This window comes from Flavobacterium notoginsengisoli, assembly GCF_014207905.1.
Classification (GTDB): domain Bacteria; phylum Bacteroidota; class Bacteroidia; order Flavobacteriales; family Flavobacteriaceae; genus Flavobacterium; species Flavobacterium notoginsengisoli_A.
Genome location: NZ_JACHLB010000003.1, coordinates 368278 through 384625, shown reverse-complemented (window position 1 = coordinate 384625; position 16348 = coordinate 368278). Strand labels below are relative to the sequence as shown.

Here is a 16348-nt window from a genome sequence, read left to right as displayed (position 1 = left end):
TTTAACACATAGAAACATAGTCCCCAAGCGTCGGGATTACATCTAAAAAAGAAATCAAAAGAAACAAGTTTCCACACATAGCAAACTATGTGCATTTAAATTAGTGAAACGCCTTTTTTTCATTTTCAAAAAACTATGTTTCTATGTGTTGAAAATAGTTACACCCAACGGTTTAAATAATTTTAGAATGAATAACGGAAAAAACCTGAAGGCGGTAGCTTATGGAGAGGTGCTTTGGGATGTTTTTGAAAATGAAAAAAAGATTGGCGGTGCTCCATTAAATGTGGCGCTTCGAATGAAAACATTTGGTTGTGAAGTCGCCATGATTAGTTGTGTCGGAAATGATGAAGACGGTGAAAATATTATCAATACTGTAAAAAGTTTGGGACTTGAAACCGACACTATTGTTGTTGCAGAAAATTTTCCAACAGGATTGGTTCAAGTTACATTAAAGGAACGTGGATCTGCAAGTTATGAAATCAATTATCCATCAGCTTGGGACAAAATTGTGTTGAATAATTCGGCAAGAAAAAGAGTAGAAGATGCAGATGTTTTAATTTATGGAAGTTTAGTTTGCCGTGATACTATTTCTAGAAATGCCTTAGAAGAATTGCTTGAAATAGAAGTTTACAAGGTTTTTGATGTCAATTTAAGAAAACCTCATTATTCATATGAAATTTTGAATCAGTTAATGCAAGCGGCTCATTTTATTAAGTTTAATGATGAAGAATTATTAGAAATTGCAACTGCACTAAATTCTCCTTTTAAAAGTTTAGCAGAAAATATGCAGTTTATTCTTCAAAAGACAAAAGCAGAAGCTATGTGCGTTACAAAAGGAAAACATGGAGCATTATTGCATTGGAAAGGTAAAATTTATGAAAATGAAGGTTATCCGATTGAAGTAGCTGATACCGTGGGGGCGGGAGATTCTTTTTTAGCGGCTTTAATTACTTCATTACTAAATGATACCGAACCGCAAAAAGCAATCGATTTTGCGTGCGCTGTTGGAGCTCTAGTTGCCGAAGCTCCAGGAGCAAATCCGGAAATTTCTAATTCTAAAATTGAAAATTTAATGTTGAAATAGAAGTGTAATACTTATGTTTCTTTTGTGGAAAGCCTTAAACAGTATATTGTTTAAGGCTTTTTGGTTTTAATTTTTACAGAAAAATTGAATTGCTTTTTTAGTTCATTCTCTGCTTTTCATTCAATTTAAAAAAAAATAAACTTTATTTGGTATACTAAAACGTTTTAGTATATTTGCCATTCTTTCTTTCCATTTTGAATAAATCAAATAAATTTAAAAGCATAATTATTAATCAAAAAAATAATAGCTAAATTTTTAATGACATTCGGATTTAATTAAGATAAAATGGAATAATTAGTAAACGATAATTTTTGATTTAATTAAGTTGTAATTGCACATGAAAACCAAAACATTACTTTATTACTCTTTACTATTTTTTTTTACATTTCAGCTGACTTACAGTCAAGATTGGCCCAATCTTAATCGTTATAAAGAACAAAATTCTAAAGTTCCCGTTTTAAGTTCTAAAGATCACAGCCGTGTGGTTTTTATGGGAAATTCTATTACAGAAGGCTGGTTGAATAAAAGACCAGATTTTTTTAATTCGAAAAATTATATCAATAGAGGAATCAGCGGTCAGACAACGCCACAAATGTTATTGCGTTTCAGACAAGATGTAATCGCATTAAAACCGGCTGTTGTCGTTATTTTGGCAGGAATAAATGATATTGCTGAAAATACTGGACCATATTCGGTAGAAGCTACTTCTGGCAATATATTTTCGATGTGCGAATTGGCAAAACAAAATGGCATAAAAGTAATTGTTTGTTCTGTTTTACCAGCACTAGAATTCCAATGGAGAAAAGGCATGGAGCCAGCTCCGAAAGTTGTCGAACTAAACAAAATCATTAAATCTTACGCAGAAAAAAATAAACTCTTTTACGTAGACTATTATTCGGCAATGGTAAACGATAAAATGGGTTTAAAAGACGAATTGTGTACAGATGGAGTGCATCCAAATGAAGCAGGATACGCCGTAATGGAACCAATTTTAGAAAAAACAATTGCAAAAGCGCTTAAAAAGTAAATGATTTCATTCTGATGTTTTAAATTAAAAAGGAGAGTTTTTCTTTAATTCATCTAAATGATTTCATGGAAATAGTATTGTTTTTTGACAATAAAGTATCAAATGCTAAAAAACTTTCTTTATAGGTTTGAAACGTTATTTTGAAAGCTTTGAAAAGACACACATTTGCAATTGAATAGATTAGACAATTAAAAATAATTAAGCGATTAATTATAGAAATAATTAAAAAAATACTAGAAAATGTCAATAACAATAGGTGTAGATATTGGCGGAAGCCACATCAGCAGTGCTGCCATAAATGGTAATGACTTTGTAATAATTCCTGAAACATATTTTAGCGGACCAGTAGATAGTAAAGCTTCTAAGGAAGTGATTATTAAGAAATGGGCAGAAATTATCAATCAGACAATTCAAGCGGTTCAGAAAATTTCGGGTTATACCGAAAAAGATAAAATCGGAATTGCTTTTTCTATGCCAGGCCCTTTTCAGTACGAAAGTGGGATCGCAATGTTTGAAGGAAATGACAAATACGAATCGTTATACAATGTTTCTGTTTCAGAAGAACTTGTAAAATATTTAGATGCTAAAAACGTAAGTTTTAGATTTTTAAATGATGCCAGCTGTTTTGGAGTTGGAGGATCGCTTAAAGAAAATTCATCGGTTGAAAATAAAGTAATTGCCATAACATTAGGAACAGGTTTTGGAGCCGCTTTTTTAGATAATAAATTACCGCTTACTCAAGGAGATAATGTGCCTCATAATGGCTGTCTTTGGGATAAACCTTTTCAGGATGGTATTGCAGATAGTTACTTTTCAACTAGATGGTTTTTAAAGGAATATGAAAAAAGTACTGGGAATAAATTGACTGATGGTGTTAAAGAAATTGCCGCAATCGAAAGCTTTTCTACAGCCAAAATTTTTGATGATTTTGCGAATAATTTAACCGAATTTTTGGCTCCTTTTATAATCGATTTTGATGCAGATCTGCTTGTAATTGGCGGTAACATTGCAAAATCACATCGTTTATTTCTTCCGAAAGTGAAAGAGAATTTGAAAGCTAAAAATATAGATTTAGCCATTTCTATTGTAGAAAACACTGAGCATACCAGCATTTTAGGTTCAAGCTATTTGTATAATGAAGTTTTTTGGGAACGAATTAAGGCAGAGCTTCCTTATTTTTAATAAACAATACTTTACTATATTTGAACAAAATTGTGGATTTAAAATAAAAAGAATCTAAAAATGAAGAAAAAACCTGTTTCTATTAGAAATATTGCCGAAGAATTGAAGATATCTGTGACAACGGTGTCTTTTGTGTTGAATGGTAAGGCAAAAGAAAAACACATTTCTAAAGAATTGACAAAAAAGGTTTTAGATTATGCCAAATCAATCAACTATAGACCCAATCAGATTGCGCAAAGTCTAAGAACGGGGAAATCTAAGTTGTTGGTTTTTATGGTAGAAGATATTTCAAATAATTTCTTCTCTCAGCTTGCTCGTATCTTTGAAGATATAGCTTACGAAAAAGGATACAAAGTTATTTTCTGCAGTAACGAGAACGATGATGAAAAAGCCAACGAGCTTATCACATTGTTTAATTTTCGTCAGGTGGATGGATTTATCATCGTTCCTTCTCCAGGCATTAGAGAAACTATCGAAAATTTAATTAAGGATAATATTCCGGTTATTTTATTAGATAGATTTTATGAAGGATTGGATTGTAATAGCGTTGTGATTGACAATGAACAAGCTTCTTATGATGCGACACAACATTTGATAGATAATAAGTTTAAAAATATTTGTTTTATCAGTACCGCTTCAGACCAAAGCCAGATGTATGGCCGTTTGCATGGGTATGAAAAAGCAGTAGAAGCAAATGGTTTAGAACCACACGTTTTGCAAATACCTTTCAATGAAATTATAAAAGGAAAAGGGAAGGAGTATATTAGAGCATTTTTTCAAAAAAATAAAGATTTAGATGCTGTTTTCTTTTCTACCAACTATCTTGCACAAAGTGGATTAGAGGTTTTAAAAGAAACAGATCAGAATTTAATTAAAGATTTAGGATTGATTGCTTTTGACGACAATGACATGTTTAAAATTTATGATCCTACAATTACATCGGTTGCACAACCTTTAGTTGAAATCTGTACAAAATTAATGGAAGTAATGCTTCCGCTTTTAAAGAAAAAAGACGTTTCTGAAACTCATCAAAAAATTGTTTTAAAAACAGATTTAATTATTCGAGAATCTTCTTTAGCAAAACAGAAATAAGTCATTAGATTCTTAAAATTTTTCAAGATAGCCTAAATATTTCCTTTTGGATGTATTTAGGTTTTTTTAGTTTAAAAACATGAGATTTTAGTGTTAAATCTAGCTTCTTGCATCTTAATTTTTCAAGTCTAAATTCTTGCCTCTTTCTTCTTAATTTTTTCTCTTTCGTCGTAGATTTTTCGTCTTTCATCTTTTATGCAATGTCTTTCGTCTTTTTTAGGCGATAAATTCTTCTTTTTCCTTGCAAATTGATTTTAACTTTAATTTAAGTCTGTTGATTTAAAAGCTGTTTTATAACGTTTTCGTTGATTTTATTTGAATTATTCTTATTGATATCTTTAAAATAAGTGAATATCTTTAAAAATTAACACTAAAATTATATTTAGTAAAAAAAATTTTTTTTTACTAAAACGTTTTAGTATGTTTGCTAAGAGTTAATAAGTTATTATAGCCGCTTTAGTTTTTTAACGATTAAAAATTGCCGGAACTTTTAATCAATCCAAAAACTTTATCCGCTGTTTTACTACTTAAGTTGGTTCCTCTCCAAACCTACTTTTTTGTTTTTATTATTAATTCAATTATTGCTAACTAACCAAAATATTTCATGATGAAACATTCGAATTGCAGAATGAAAAAAATGCTCCGTGTGCATTTTTTTCTCACAATTGCTTTGCTTTGCTGCGGGTACAACCACCTTGCCGCGCAAAACCAAAAAACTCAGGTTTCCGGGGTTATAACTTCTCTTTCAGATAACCTGTCTCTCCCAGGTGCTACTGTTATGGATGTTAGCGATCCTAGAAATGCGGTCAACGCAGATTTTGACGGACACTACACTATTTCATTACAAAATGGTAGTACAACTTTAAGATTTACCATGATTGGATATAAACCAGTAGATATTAAAGTAAATAATAAAAGTGTTATTAATGTGGCTATGGACTTAGATGTTTCAGCTTTAGACGAAGTTGTTGTTGTAGGTTATGGTACACAGAAAAAGAAGAAAGTAGTAGGAGCGATCGATCAGGTTAATAATGATGCTTTTAACGGCCGTCCAAATGTAAATACTACTTTGGCTTTGCAAGGAAAAGCGCCTAGTTTAACTATTCAACAGACAAACTCTGAACCTGGTGCGGGATTAAACCTTAATATTAGAGGTATCAGTACACTGGGAAATAATAGTCCGTTAATTGTAATTGACGGAATTGTTGGAGGAGATATTAATGCTTTAAATCCAGCAGATATAGAAAGTGTTTCGGTTTTAAAAGATGCCGGAAGTGCTGCAATCTACGGATCTAGAGCAAGTAACGGAGTTGTATTGATTACGACTAGAAAAGGAAGTAAAGGTAACCCGATGACTATTCAATATAGCAGTTTAGCAGGTTACAATACGCCTAAATTCTTTACACGTCCTGTTCATGGTTACGAAAATGCAATGTTAAGAAACGAAGCTGCCTATAATTCTGGAGAATCGACAGCAGTTTTTACAGCAGAAAAAATTGCAGAACTAAAAGCTAAAGGAGATACAGAATGGTTTGCGGAAGAAATTGTAAAACCAGCATTGCAATTAAATCAGAATCTTTCTATTTCGGGAGGAAGTGAAAACTCTACTTATTTAGTTTCGTTAGGTTATTTGGATCAAGAAAGTAATTTCGTTGGACCAAAGAAAGGAATGGAACGCTACAATTTCAGAATCAATTTGACCAACGAATACGGTAAATTCAAATTGACTTCTACGTTAGCTTATTCTAAGCAAAAAATTACAGATCATTCTTCAAGCACAAGTACTTTAATGGTAGATGCTTTCAGGGTTCCACTATATTATACGCAAAAAGACGAAGAAGGAAATTACTTGACTAACGATGTTTTACAGCAATTTAACTCATTAGGTATTTTAGAAAAAGGCGGTTTTAGAAAATATGATAATGACGATGTTTTTGGAGCTTTTAATGCAGAATATAAATTAACAAGCGACTTTAAAGTTAAAGGTGTTTTTGGAGGACGTTTATGGTCGGGAAATATGTATGCGAGAACAATGCAGGTTAATTTCTTGCCACAAGGAATTTACGGAGCAGATCGCGATACGAACGAAGAAAACCAAAAAAGTCTTGATTTGAATACGCAGTTTATGTTAGAGTATACTAAGTCTTTCGGAGATCATAATGTGAGTGCTTTAGTGGGAGTTTCTAACGAAAGCCGTTCAGAAAGAAGATCAGCTTTATATACAAAATTCAATGATCCAGATTTAGGAACTCCAACAAGTGAAACGGTAATCGGAAAAAACTCTTTTACTTCTAACGGAACAGATCCTAATGGTAATCCAGCTTCTTCAACAAGCAGTTTAAATTCACTTTTTGGTCGTGCAGGTTACGATTATAAAGATAAATATTTTGCAGAATTCAGTTTCAGATACGATGGTTCTTCAAAATTTAGAGATGATGTAAGATGGGGATTTTTTCCATCTGTGACTTTAGGTTACGGACTTACAAAAGAGGATTTTATGGAAAGCTACAGGGATAATGTGGGAAACATTAAATTAAGATCTTCTTATGGAATTCTTGGAAACCAAAACGTTGGAAATTATCAATACCAAACGACTTATTTTACTTTCCAAAATGCATATGGATTTAATAATAATGTACAGAGCGGAACAGGTTACAACTTTGCCAATCCAGATATTCAGTGGGAAAAAGCAGCAACTTTTAACGTTGGTTTAGATGCTGATTTCTTTAAAGGAGCTTTAAGTTTCTCATTTGATTTCTTCGATAAAGTAACATCAGATATTTTAGTTCCACCACAAGTTCCAGGAGTTTACGGAACAGATCTTCCAGATTTTAATTCTGGTAAAGTTGGAAACAGAGGTTGGGAATTAAGCGCAACTTACCGTCATAAAGGTAAAGCGGTAAACCAAAGCTTAACGGTAAATTTTGGTGATTCGAAAAATAAAGTACTTGAATTTAACGGACAAGAAAGATTAACTGGAGTTGAAGAATTACAAGTTATACTTCGTGAAGGACTTCCTTTTAACTCTTATGTAGGTTTAAAAAGAGACGGTTATTTCCAAAGTGTTGAGGAAATTCAAGGAGCGGCAGTTCCAGAAGGAATTACAGTTCAACCTGGAGATAACAGATATGTAGACGTAAATAAAGATGGAAAAATTGATGATAATGACAAGTTCGTTTTCGGAAATCCATTTCCTAGATATACGTTCGGAGCAACTTACAATGTTGATTATAAAAATTTCGATTTAAGTATTTTCATTCAAGGAGTTGGAAAAAGAACCATGATGATTAGAGGAGAATTAGTTGAGCCTTTTCACTACAATTATGGTATGACAATGTACACACATCAATTGGATTATTGGACACCTCAAAATCCAGATGCAAGATATCCTCGTCTAGCTAACAACGGAACACAATCGAATACAAACAACTTCAGAAGAGGTTCAGATATGTATTTGTATGATGGTGCTTACGCAAGACTTAAAAACGTACAATTTGGTTACTCTCTATCAGATGATGTTGCTAAGAGTTTAGGTATGAGTAAATTCCGCGTGTACGTTTCAGGACAAAACTTGTTGACATTATCTAAAGTAAAATTTGTTGATCCAGAACTTTCTGAGTTCAATAATAGCATGTCAACTAATGGAGCAAACAGCGGTAGAGCATATCCATCGCAGGTATATTACGGAATGGGTATTGATGTTAGCTTTTAAAAAAGAAATAAAAATGAAAAATATACTTAAACAAATAAAATTCATACCATTAGTAGCAGTTTTACTATTGGTGAGTTGCGAAGATCTTGACCAAGTACCTGAAAATCAATTTACAGATACAACGTATTGGACAAGTGTAGATAAAGCGCAGACTTTCTTAAATACGGCTTATTCGCAAATGCAAAACAGTCAGTATTTCTTTTACAATGAAGCACTTTCAGATAACGCATACAACGGTAGAGGAGACAACGCCGGTGCGGCATCAATCGGTGCTGGATTATATGATCCATCATTAGGAAGAATTAAAGACGAATGGAAAAATCGTTATGCTGGTATTAAAACGTGTAATCTGATTTTAGAAAATATCGATCGTGTACCAAATGCAGACGCAGCTGTTATTGCAAGAATGAAGGCTGAAACACGTTTTTTAAGAGCATTTCAGCATTTTCAACTGACAACTTGGTTTGGTGATATTCCGCTTATCAAAAAAGATCCTTCTTTAGAAGAAGCAACAACTTTAAGCAGAACTTCTCATGCAGAAGTAATTCAATTTATTTTAAGCGAATTGGATGCAATTATTCCGTCTTTGCCAAAGAATACTCAACAAGCTGAGGCTGATAGAGGGAAAATTACAGTTGGTGCTGCAGTAGCATTAAAAGCTAGAGTACTTTTATATGAAGGAGATTGGGCAGGAGTTGCACAAGTTACAGAACAATTCATAGCAAATAATTACGGACAATACAGTCTTTTCCCTTCTTATGAAGGTTTGTTCCTGCCACAAAATGAGTACAATAGCGAAGATATCTTAAGCTTGCAATATGTTCCTCAATTCAGAATGTGGGGTGAATTTTTTGACATGGCACCATTATCAGCTGGAGCGAGATTAAATGCATTGGCTCCAACGCAAGAATTGGTGGATAGTTATTTAATGTTGAATGGAAAGAAAATCAACGAATCTGGTTCAGGTTACAATGAAAACAATCCGTACGTTAATAGAGATCCAAGATTAACTGGTACAGTAGTTTACGATCAATATGTTTGGAAAGAAGCAGATGGTTCTTCTCGCATCATTTACATCAAACCAGGATCTTCGGTAGGAAATGCGACAGACGAATTTGTACAAGGTTCATCTGCGACTCCAACGGGATATTACACAAGAAAATATTATGATCCACAGCATTTAACTTCTTTAAATTCAGGTTTAAATTTAATGTTGTTCCGTTATGCAGATATATTATTAATGTATGCCGAAGCTAAAAACGAATTAAACCAGATGACAAATTCAGTTTGGGATCAGACTATCAGAGCAATTAGAGTTCGCGCTGGTTTTACAGATGGAGCTGCTTTAGGATTTAATAATGCTTTAGGACAAGCTGGACTTAGAGAAGTAATTAGAAATGAGCGTCGTACAGAATTTGGAATGGAAGGTTTAAGAATCTTCGATATCAGAAGATGGAAAATAGCTGAAAATGTTTTAAACGGCTATGCGCACGGAGCGAAATTCGGAGTTTCTTCTGTCGATAATGGTTATTTGAGAGTGAACCTAAGAACTTTTGATCCAGGTAAACATTACTTATGGCCGATACCAAGAGATGAGCGCTTGATTAACAGTAATTTATCTCAAAATCCAAACTGGTAAAACTAACTAACCTAATAAAAAAAATCATGAAAAATATATATTCAAAATTATTATTACTAGTATGCGCCATCTTTATGGTGGGTTGCGACAATGACGATTCAATGAGTCATACTAATGTGAGTGCAGTAAATTCACTTTACGCTCCAGCAAATAACAAGTTTTTCGATTTAGGAGCGCAGAGTTCCGCTGTTTTTGAATGGGAAGGCGCTAAAGCGGAAGACAATGGAGTAGTACTTTATGATGTTGTGTTTGACAAAGAAAGTGGTGATTTCTCAAAACCAATCTACACCATTCCTTCTGATGGAAACGGATTCCAAAAAACGCTAAATCTTTCTTTTACAGAATTGAATAAAATTGCAGCTTTGGCAGGAATTCAATCAGAATCAATTGGAAAATTAAAATGGACAGTATATTCTTCAAAAGGAATTAATATCCAAAAATCTACTGTTTCTAATATAATTGAAGTGCAAAGACCAGGTGGTTTCCCAACTCCGGACCAATTATTTATTACAGGAACGGCTTCTGAGAATGGAGAAACAGTTGCAGATGCTCAAGCGTTCAAAAAAGTAGGAGCAACTTCATTCGAAATTTACACTAAACTTAAAGCAGGAACTTACAAATTCATCTCTAGAAAAAATGGAACTCCAGAAGTTTTCTACATCAGCGAAGATAAATTAAAACAAGACGGAGCGACTACGTTTGCAGGAGATAGCAAAGTATACAAAATTAGAGTAGATTTTAGTGATGGTTCAACAAAAATGACAGAAATCAAAAAAATCGAACTATGGTTCCCACCACTTAGCCAGTATTTATTCGAATACACTTATGCAGGCGGAGGGATCTGGAAAGCAGCCAATAAAGCAATCAGTTTCAAACAAGAATCTTGGGGTAGAGATGAGCGTTACAAATTTAAATTTACAGTTGTAAACGGAGCAACGACATCAGAAGAATGGTACGGAAGTGTTAATGGAGATAACAGCAGACCTGACGGTGCAAATGTTGCGGCTTCTTACTGGTACATGGTTCCTGTAACAAGCGATTTCTGGAACAACTGTTTCAAATTTGCTTCTGCAGTAGACAACAAAAATGTAAATGCAGAAATTAATTTCAGTGCAACTGCAACAGCTTACACACACAGTTTTACAGTATTATAAAATAACCCTAAACGTCTCTTGAAAGATGTTTTTAAGAGACGTTTTTATTAAATGAATATATTATGAAAAAATTATTTTCAATGCGTTTTAGTATTGTAATGCTAAGCGTGATAGGATTGGGGTTATTGACTGTTTCTTGCGATGATGATCCGATTCCGTTACGCGACCCAAACAGTACTGGCGGAACAGAATTTAAATATACTTGGGCACAGACAGCCGATTCTCTGCAAAATTCAACTTATAATAATTATTTAGGTTCAAACGGAACTTTTATAGAAAACAATACAGGAAAAAGTACTTTCAATTATTGGCCAAATGCACACGTTTTGGATGTTCTTGTAGATGGATTTTTAAGAACTGGAAATGAGAATTACAAAACCAGAATGAAAGCTTTGGTACAAGGAATCAAAGTTAAAAACGGAAACAACACATACAACAACGTTTTTAATGATGATATGCTTTGGCTAGCTAATTCATGCCTTCGTGCTTATGATGCAACAAAAGATCAAGAATACAAAGATGTTGCAGATTATTTATGGGGAAGAATAAAATTAAGCTGGAGTGATGTTTTTGGTGGTGGAATTACTTGGAAACAAGATACACCAAGACAGAAAAATGCCGTTTCAAATGGTCCTGCGGTAATTTTGGCTATGAGATTGTATGAAATTGACAAAAAAGCAGATGATTTAGATTGGGCTAAGAAAATTTACGCTTGGCAAAAAGCTAATCTAGTAGATCCAGTTACAGGAACGGTTTGGGATAATATTTCTGAAACAAATGGTGTCATTACAACCAATAAAGACTGGGTTTTTACTTATAATATGGGAACATGGATTGGCGCTGGTTTAAGATTATACAAAGCAACAAACGACCAAGTATATCTTGATGATGCAGTAAAATGCGGAAGAACAGTTTTAGTGAGTCCAAAATTGCTTTCTGAAGGATTATTACGTGACGAAGGACAAGGAGACGGAGGATTATTCAAAGGTATCTTAGTGCGTTATTTCGTTGAACTTACAGAACATCCGACAATCAATTCAACAGATAAAGAAAAATTTGCAGCTTTCATGAAATTTAATGCTCAGACATTCTATAAAAAAGGAATTTTAAGACCTTCAATGTTTTCTGGCAGTAATTGGAAAGTTGCACCAGCAGCAGGCGCAAACACAGATCTTACAACCCAATTGAGCGGGGTTATGTTAATCGAAGCAGCAGCCAAGCTGGATAAAGATGGTTATTTTAATTAATTAGTTTAAGTAGTATTTGTTAGTAATTTTTGTAACACCTGAAGGTGATAAAAAGCCTTCAGGTTTTATAGTATTCTTTTCAACCTCTAGAAATCTCATAATGAAGCATAAAATCACCATAATACTTTTTCTCTTTCTTGGACTAAAATGCATTGCGCAATGGCAACCGCAAGGAGACAAAATTAAAACAAAATGGGCAGAACAAGTAGATCCTAAAAATACACTTCCAGAATATCCAAGACCAATAATGGAAAGAAGCCAATGGAAAAATCTAAACGGTTTATGGAACTACGCAATACAGCCTGCGGGACAAACTGCGCCAAAAGGATATGACGGAAAAATTCTCGTTCCTTTTGCTGTAGAATCAAGCCTTTCGGGTGTAATGAAAACGGTTGGCTCAGCAAATGAACTTTGGTACGAAACTACTTTTACAGTAGATAATTCATGGAAAAATAAAGATGTTTTACTGCATTTTGGTGCCGTAGATTGGAAAACCGAAGTTTATATCAACGATATCAAGATTGGTACACATACAGGAGGTTTTGTTCCTTTTAGTTTTAATATAACACCTTTTCTAAACGGAAAATCTCAAAAATTAGTTGTTAAAGTTTGGGATCCTACAAATGATGGAACACAACCAAGAGGAAAGCAAGTAAAAAATCCAGAAAGTATTTGGTATACGCCGGTTACTGGAATTTGGCAAACGGTTTGGTTAGAACCGGTAAGTAAAAAGCATTTTACAAATTTAAGAACTACGCCAGATATTGACCGCAATACAATTAACATAAAAGCAGAAGCAGAAGGCGCTAATCCTGGAGATATTGTTGAAATTACAGTTTTAGATGGTTCAGCTACAGTTGCATCAGAAAAAGCTGTTGCGGGACAATCGTTGGATATTGTTTTAAAAAATCCGAAATTGTGGTCGCCTGATTCGCCATTTTTATATGATGTGAAAGTGAAACTGATTAGTGGAGGAAAAGTAGCGGATGAAGTAAAAAGCTATTTCGCGATGCGTAAAATTTCTTCAAAAAGGGATGAAAATGGTATTGTTAGAATTCAGCTAAACAATAAAAACTGTTTTCAATTTGGTCCTTTAGATCAAGGATGGTGGCCTGACGGATTGTATACTGCTCCAACAGATGAAGCTTTAAAATACGATTTGGTTAGAACTAAAGAATTAGGTTTCAATATGATTCGCAAACACGTAAAAGTTGAACCAGCAAGATGGTATACGCATTGCGATAAAATGGGAATTATGGTTTGGCAAGATATGCCGAGTGGCGATGAAGGTCCGATTTGGCAGATGCATAAATATTTTGAAGGTACAGAATTGAAAAGAACGGCTCAGTCTGAAGAAACTTACAAAAAAGAATGGAGAGAAATTATGGATCATTTGTATTCTTATCCGAGTATTGTGGTTTGGGTTCCTTTTAATGAAGCGTGGGGACAATTTAAAACGGTTGAAATTACAGAATGGACGAAAAACCATGATCCAAGCCGATTGGTGAATTCGTCAAGCGGAGGAAATCATTTTCAGACGGGCGATATGCTAGATATTCATCATTATCCTGGACCAGAATTGAAGTTGTACGATGCTCGAAGAATAACTGTTTTAGGAGAATATGGCGGAATTGGTTTTCCGGTGACCGGACATCTTTGGCAAGCCGATAAAAATTGGGGTTATACACAGTTTAAAAATACAGACGAAACAACTGCCAAGTATAGAGAATATGCAGATCAATTGATAAAACAGGCTAAAGTAGGTTTTTCTGCCGCAGTTTACACACAAACAACAGATGTAGAAGGAGAAGTAAACGGATTTATGACGTACGATCGTAAAGTGGATAAAATGAATTTTTCTGAAGTAAATAAAATAAACAAAGAAGTCATTAATTCGATTAATAATTAAAGTTGTGATAAAAATTAAAAACTCCATTGTATTCGCACTTTTTACTTTCACTTTTGTAAGTGCACAGAACACGGTTGTAACACCGCAACAGCCTATTGATTGGGTAAATCCATTAATTGGTTCCGATTCAGATTATGGAATTTCGAACGGAAATACTTATCCAGCCATTGCAATGCCATGGGGAATGAATTTCTGGACGCCTCAAACAGGAAAAATGGGCGACGGATGGGCTTATACTTATAAATCAAACCGAATAAGAGGTTTCAAACAAACGCATCAGCCATCACCTTGGATGAACGATTATGGACAGTTTTCTATAATGCCAGTAACGGGCGATTTAAAATTTAAAGAAGAAGAAAGACAAAGTTGGTTTTCACACAAAGCAGAAACCGTTACGCCTTATTATTACAGCGTTTATCTAGCAGATCATAATGTTACGACAGAAATTACTCCAACAGAAAGAGCTGCAAGATTTCGATTTACATTTCCAGAAAGTGATAAGTCTTATATTGTAATTGATGCTTTTGATAAAGGTTCTTATGTAAAAATCATTCCTTCTGAAAGGAAAATTATTGGTTACACAACTAAAAATAGCGGTGGTGTTCCAGAGAATTTCAAAAACTATTTCGTTATCATTTTTGATAAAGATTTTCAGGTAAATTCTACTTTCAGCGGAGATGTTTTAGGAAATGCTTTAGAAATGAAAGCAGATCATGCAGGAGCTGTAATTGGATTTAAAACCAAAGCAGGAGAAAAAGTAAACGCTCAAGTGGCTTCTTCTTTTATCAGTTACGAACAAGCAGAATTGAATTTGAAAGAAATCGGTGCAAATAATTTTGATCAGCTTAAGGAAAAAGGAAAAGAAATTTGGAATAAAGAATTAGGAAGAATTAAAGTTGATGGAGGAACGCCAGATCAATTTGGTACTTTTTATTCTTCTTTGTACAGATCGTTGCTTTTTCCAAGAAAATTTTACGAGTACGATAAAAACAATAAAGTCGTGCATTACAGTCCGTACAACGGAAAAGTTTTGTCGGGCTATATGTTTGCCGATACTGGTTTTTGGGACACTTTTAGAGCGTTATATCCATTTCTAAATTTAATGTATCCAGAATTGAATACGCAAATGCAGGAAGGATTATCAAATGCATTTAACGAAAGTGGTTGGCTTCCAGAGTGGTCAAGTCCAGGATTACGAGATATTATGGTTGGAAATAATTCAGCATCAATCGTATCTGAAGCTTATTTGAAAAGTGGTAAAGTGAAAAGCTACGATATTGAGAATTTATACAAAGCTCTAATTCATGGTGCTAATAATGCTGGTCCGTTAAAAGCAGTTGGACGTGCAGCGGCTGATTCTTATAATGCTTTAGGATATGTTCCAAATGATGAAGTTAATGAAAGTGCTGCAAGAACTCTAGAATATGCTTATGATGATTTTGCGATTTATCAATTAGCTAAAGCGTTAAACAAACCGCAATCAGAAATTGATTTATATAAAAAGAGAAGTTTAAATTATAAAAACCTTTTCGATCCGAAATACAATTTGATGCATCCAAAAAATAAAGACGGAAAATTCATGGAACCGTTTGATCCTTTCCAATGGTTTAACGGATTTACAGAAGGAAACAGTTGGCATTATTCATGGTCAGTTTTTCACGATGTGCAAGGTTTAGCGAATTTAATGGGCGGAAATGAAGTGTTTGTTTCTCAATTGGATAAAGTTTTTTCGTCGCCTCCAATTTTTGCAACTAAAGATTTTAAAGGCGGTGTAATTCATGAAATGAGAGAAATGCAAATTGCCAATATGGGGCAATATGCGCATGGAAATCAGCCAATTCAGCATATGATTTATCTTTATAATTATGCAGGAGAACCTTGGAAAGCACAATATTGGGTAAGAGAAACGATGAACAGAATGTATCATGCAACGCCAGATGGCTATTGCGGAGATGAAGATAACGGACAAACTTCAGCTTGGTATGTTTTCTCTTCTTTAGGATTTTACCCTGTAACACCTGCTTCAGATCAATATGTAATTGGAGCGCCATTGTTTAAAAAAGTAACGATTCAATTAGAAAATGGAAAATCAATTACGATAAATGCTTCACAAAACAGCGAGCAGAATCGATACATTCAAACCATGAAAATGAATGGAAAAGTTTCTACAAAAAACTGGCTGAGCCATTCTGAATTAATGAAAGGTGCAACTTTAGATTTTGATATGTCTTCGACACCAAATAAGAAAAGAGGAATCAATAAAGAAGATTTTCCATACTCTTTATCAAACGAATAAACGAAA

At 33.9% G+C, this 16348-nt stretch carries 10 protein-coding genes; all 10 read left to right on the top strand.

Features of this window, described 5'->3' with window-relative positions:
- Positions 1-187 precede the first annotated feature (187 nt).
- The 10 genes from HNP35_RS11980 to HNP35_RS11935 all read left to right on the top strand — a co-directional run bounded on the left by HNP35_RS11980 (position 188) and on the right by HNP35_RS11935 (position 16342).
- A complete protein-coding gene (locus HNP35_RS11980) occupies positions 188-1084 on the top strand; it encodes a carbohydrate kinase family protein (protein WP_184162025.1) in 897 nt (298 codons plus the stop codon).
- 337 nt (positions 1085-1421) lie between these two features.
- Positions 1422-2111 (top strand): SGNH/GDSL hydrolase family protein, encoded by a 690-nt coding sequence (locus HNP35_RS11975; protein ID WP_184162022.1) that lies wholly within the window; start codon positions 1422-1424, stop codon positions 2109-2111.
- A gap of 240 nt (positions 2112-2351) precedes the next feature.
- Positions 2352-3293, top strand: coding sequence for an ROK family protein (locus HNP35_RS11970; RefSeq protein WP_184162019.1), 942 nt, complete (start codon positions 2352-2354; stop codon positions 3291-3293).
- A 60-nt stretch (positions 3294-3353) separates the two neighbouring features.
- Complete coding sequence (locus tag HNP35_RS11965) at positions 3354-4385, top strand: LacI family DNA-binding transcriptional regulator (RefSeq protein ID WP_184162016.1); 1032 nt, start codon at positions 3354-3356, stop codon at positions 4383-4385.
- Positions 4386-5013: 628 nt separating this feature from the next.
- Positions 5014-8097 carry a SusC/RagA family TonB-linked outer membrane protein gene (locus HNP35_RS11960; RefSeq protein WP_221433445.1) on the top strand — a complete coding sequence of 1028 codons (3084 nt, stop codon included), beginning with the start codon at positions 5014-5016 and terminating at the stop codon, positions 8095-8097.
- Between the two features lie 13 nt (positions 8098-8110).
- Positions 8111-9736, top strand: coding sequence for a RagB/SusD family nutrient uptake outer membrane protein (locus HNP35_RS11955; protein ID WP_184162011.1), 1626 nt, complete (start codon positions 8111-8113; stop codon positions 9734-9736).
- A 26-nt stretch (positions 9737-9762) separates the two neighbouring features.
- On the top strand, positions 9763-10890 hold the full coding sequence (locus tag HNP35_RS11950) for a SusE domain-containing protein (RefSeq protein WP_184162008.1): 1128 nt from the start codon (positions 9763-9765) through the stop codon (positions 10888-10890).
- Positions 10891-10952: 62 nt separating this feature from the next.
- The gene (locus HNP35_RS11945; RefSeq protein WP_184162006.1) at positions 10953-12137 is read left to right on the top strand and encodes a glycoside hydrolase family 76 protein; all 1185 of its coding nucleotides are present in this window, start codon (positions 10953-10955) and stop codon (positions 12135-12137) included.
- Between the two features lie 100 nt (positions 12138-12237).
- Positions 12238-14046 (top strand): glycoside hydrolase family 2 protein, encoded by a 1809-nt coding sequence (locus HNP35_RS11940; protein WP_184162003.1) that lies wholly within the window; start codon positions 12238-12240, stop codon positions 14044-14046.
- 7 nt (positions 14047-14053) lie between these two features.
- Positions 14054-16342: a GH92 family glycosyl hydrolase gene (locus HNP35_RS11935; RefSeq protein WP_317618016.1), complete on the top strand. Its 2289-nt coding sequence runs from the start codon at positions 14054-14056 to the stop codon at positions 16340-16342.
- The last annotated feature ends 6 nt before the right edge of the window (positions 16343-16348 follow it).

Excerpts from the sequence above, each read along its gene's own strand:
- HNP35_RS11980 (WP_184162025.1), top strand. The coding sequence starts at position 188 with ATGAATAACGGAAAAAACCTGAAGGCGGTAGCTTATGGAGAGGTGCTT.
- HNP35_RS11975 (WP_184162022.1), top strand. The coding sequence starts at position 1,422 with ATGAAAACCAAAACATTACTTTATTACTCTTTACTATTTTTTTTTACA.
- HNP35_RS11970 (WP_184162019.1), top strand. The coding sequence starts at position 2,352 with ATGTCAATAACAATAGGTGTAGATATTGGCGGAAGCCACATCAGCAGT.
- HNP35_RS11965 (WP_184162016.1), top strand. The coding sequence starts at position 3,354 with ATGAAGAAAAAACCTGTTTCTATTAGAAATATTGCCGAAGAATTGAAG.
- HNP35_RS11960 (WP_221433445.1), top strand. The coding sequence starts at position 5,014 with ATGAAAAAAATGCTCCGTGTGCATTTTTTTCTCACAATTGCTTTGCTT.
- HNP35_RS11955 (WP_184162011.1), top strand. The coding sequence starts at position 8,111 with ATGAAAAATATACTTAAACAAATAAAATTCATACCATTAGTAGCAGTT.
- HNP35_RS11950 (WP_184162008.1), top strand. The coding sequence starts at position 9,763 with ATGAAAAATATATATTCAAAATTATTATTACTAGTATGCGCCATCTTT.
- HNP35_RS11945 (WP_184162006.1), top strand. The coding sequence starts at position 10,953 with ATGAAAAAATTATTTTCAATGCGTTTTAGTATTGTAATGCTAAGCGTG.
- HNP35_RS11940 (WP_184162003.1), top strand. The coding sequence starts at position 12,238 with ATGAAGCATAAAATCACCATAATACTTTTTCTCTTTCTTGGACTAAAA.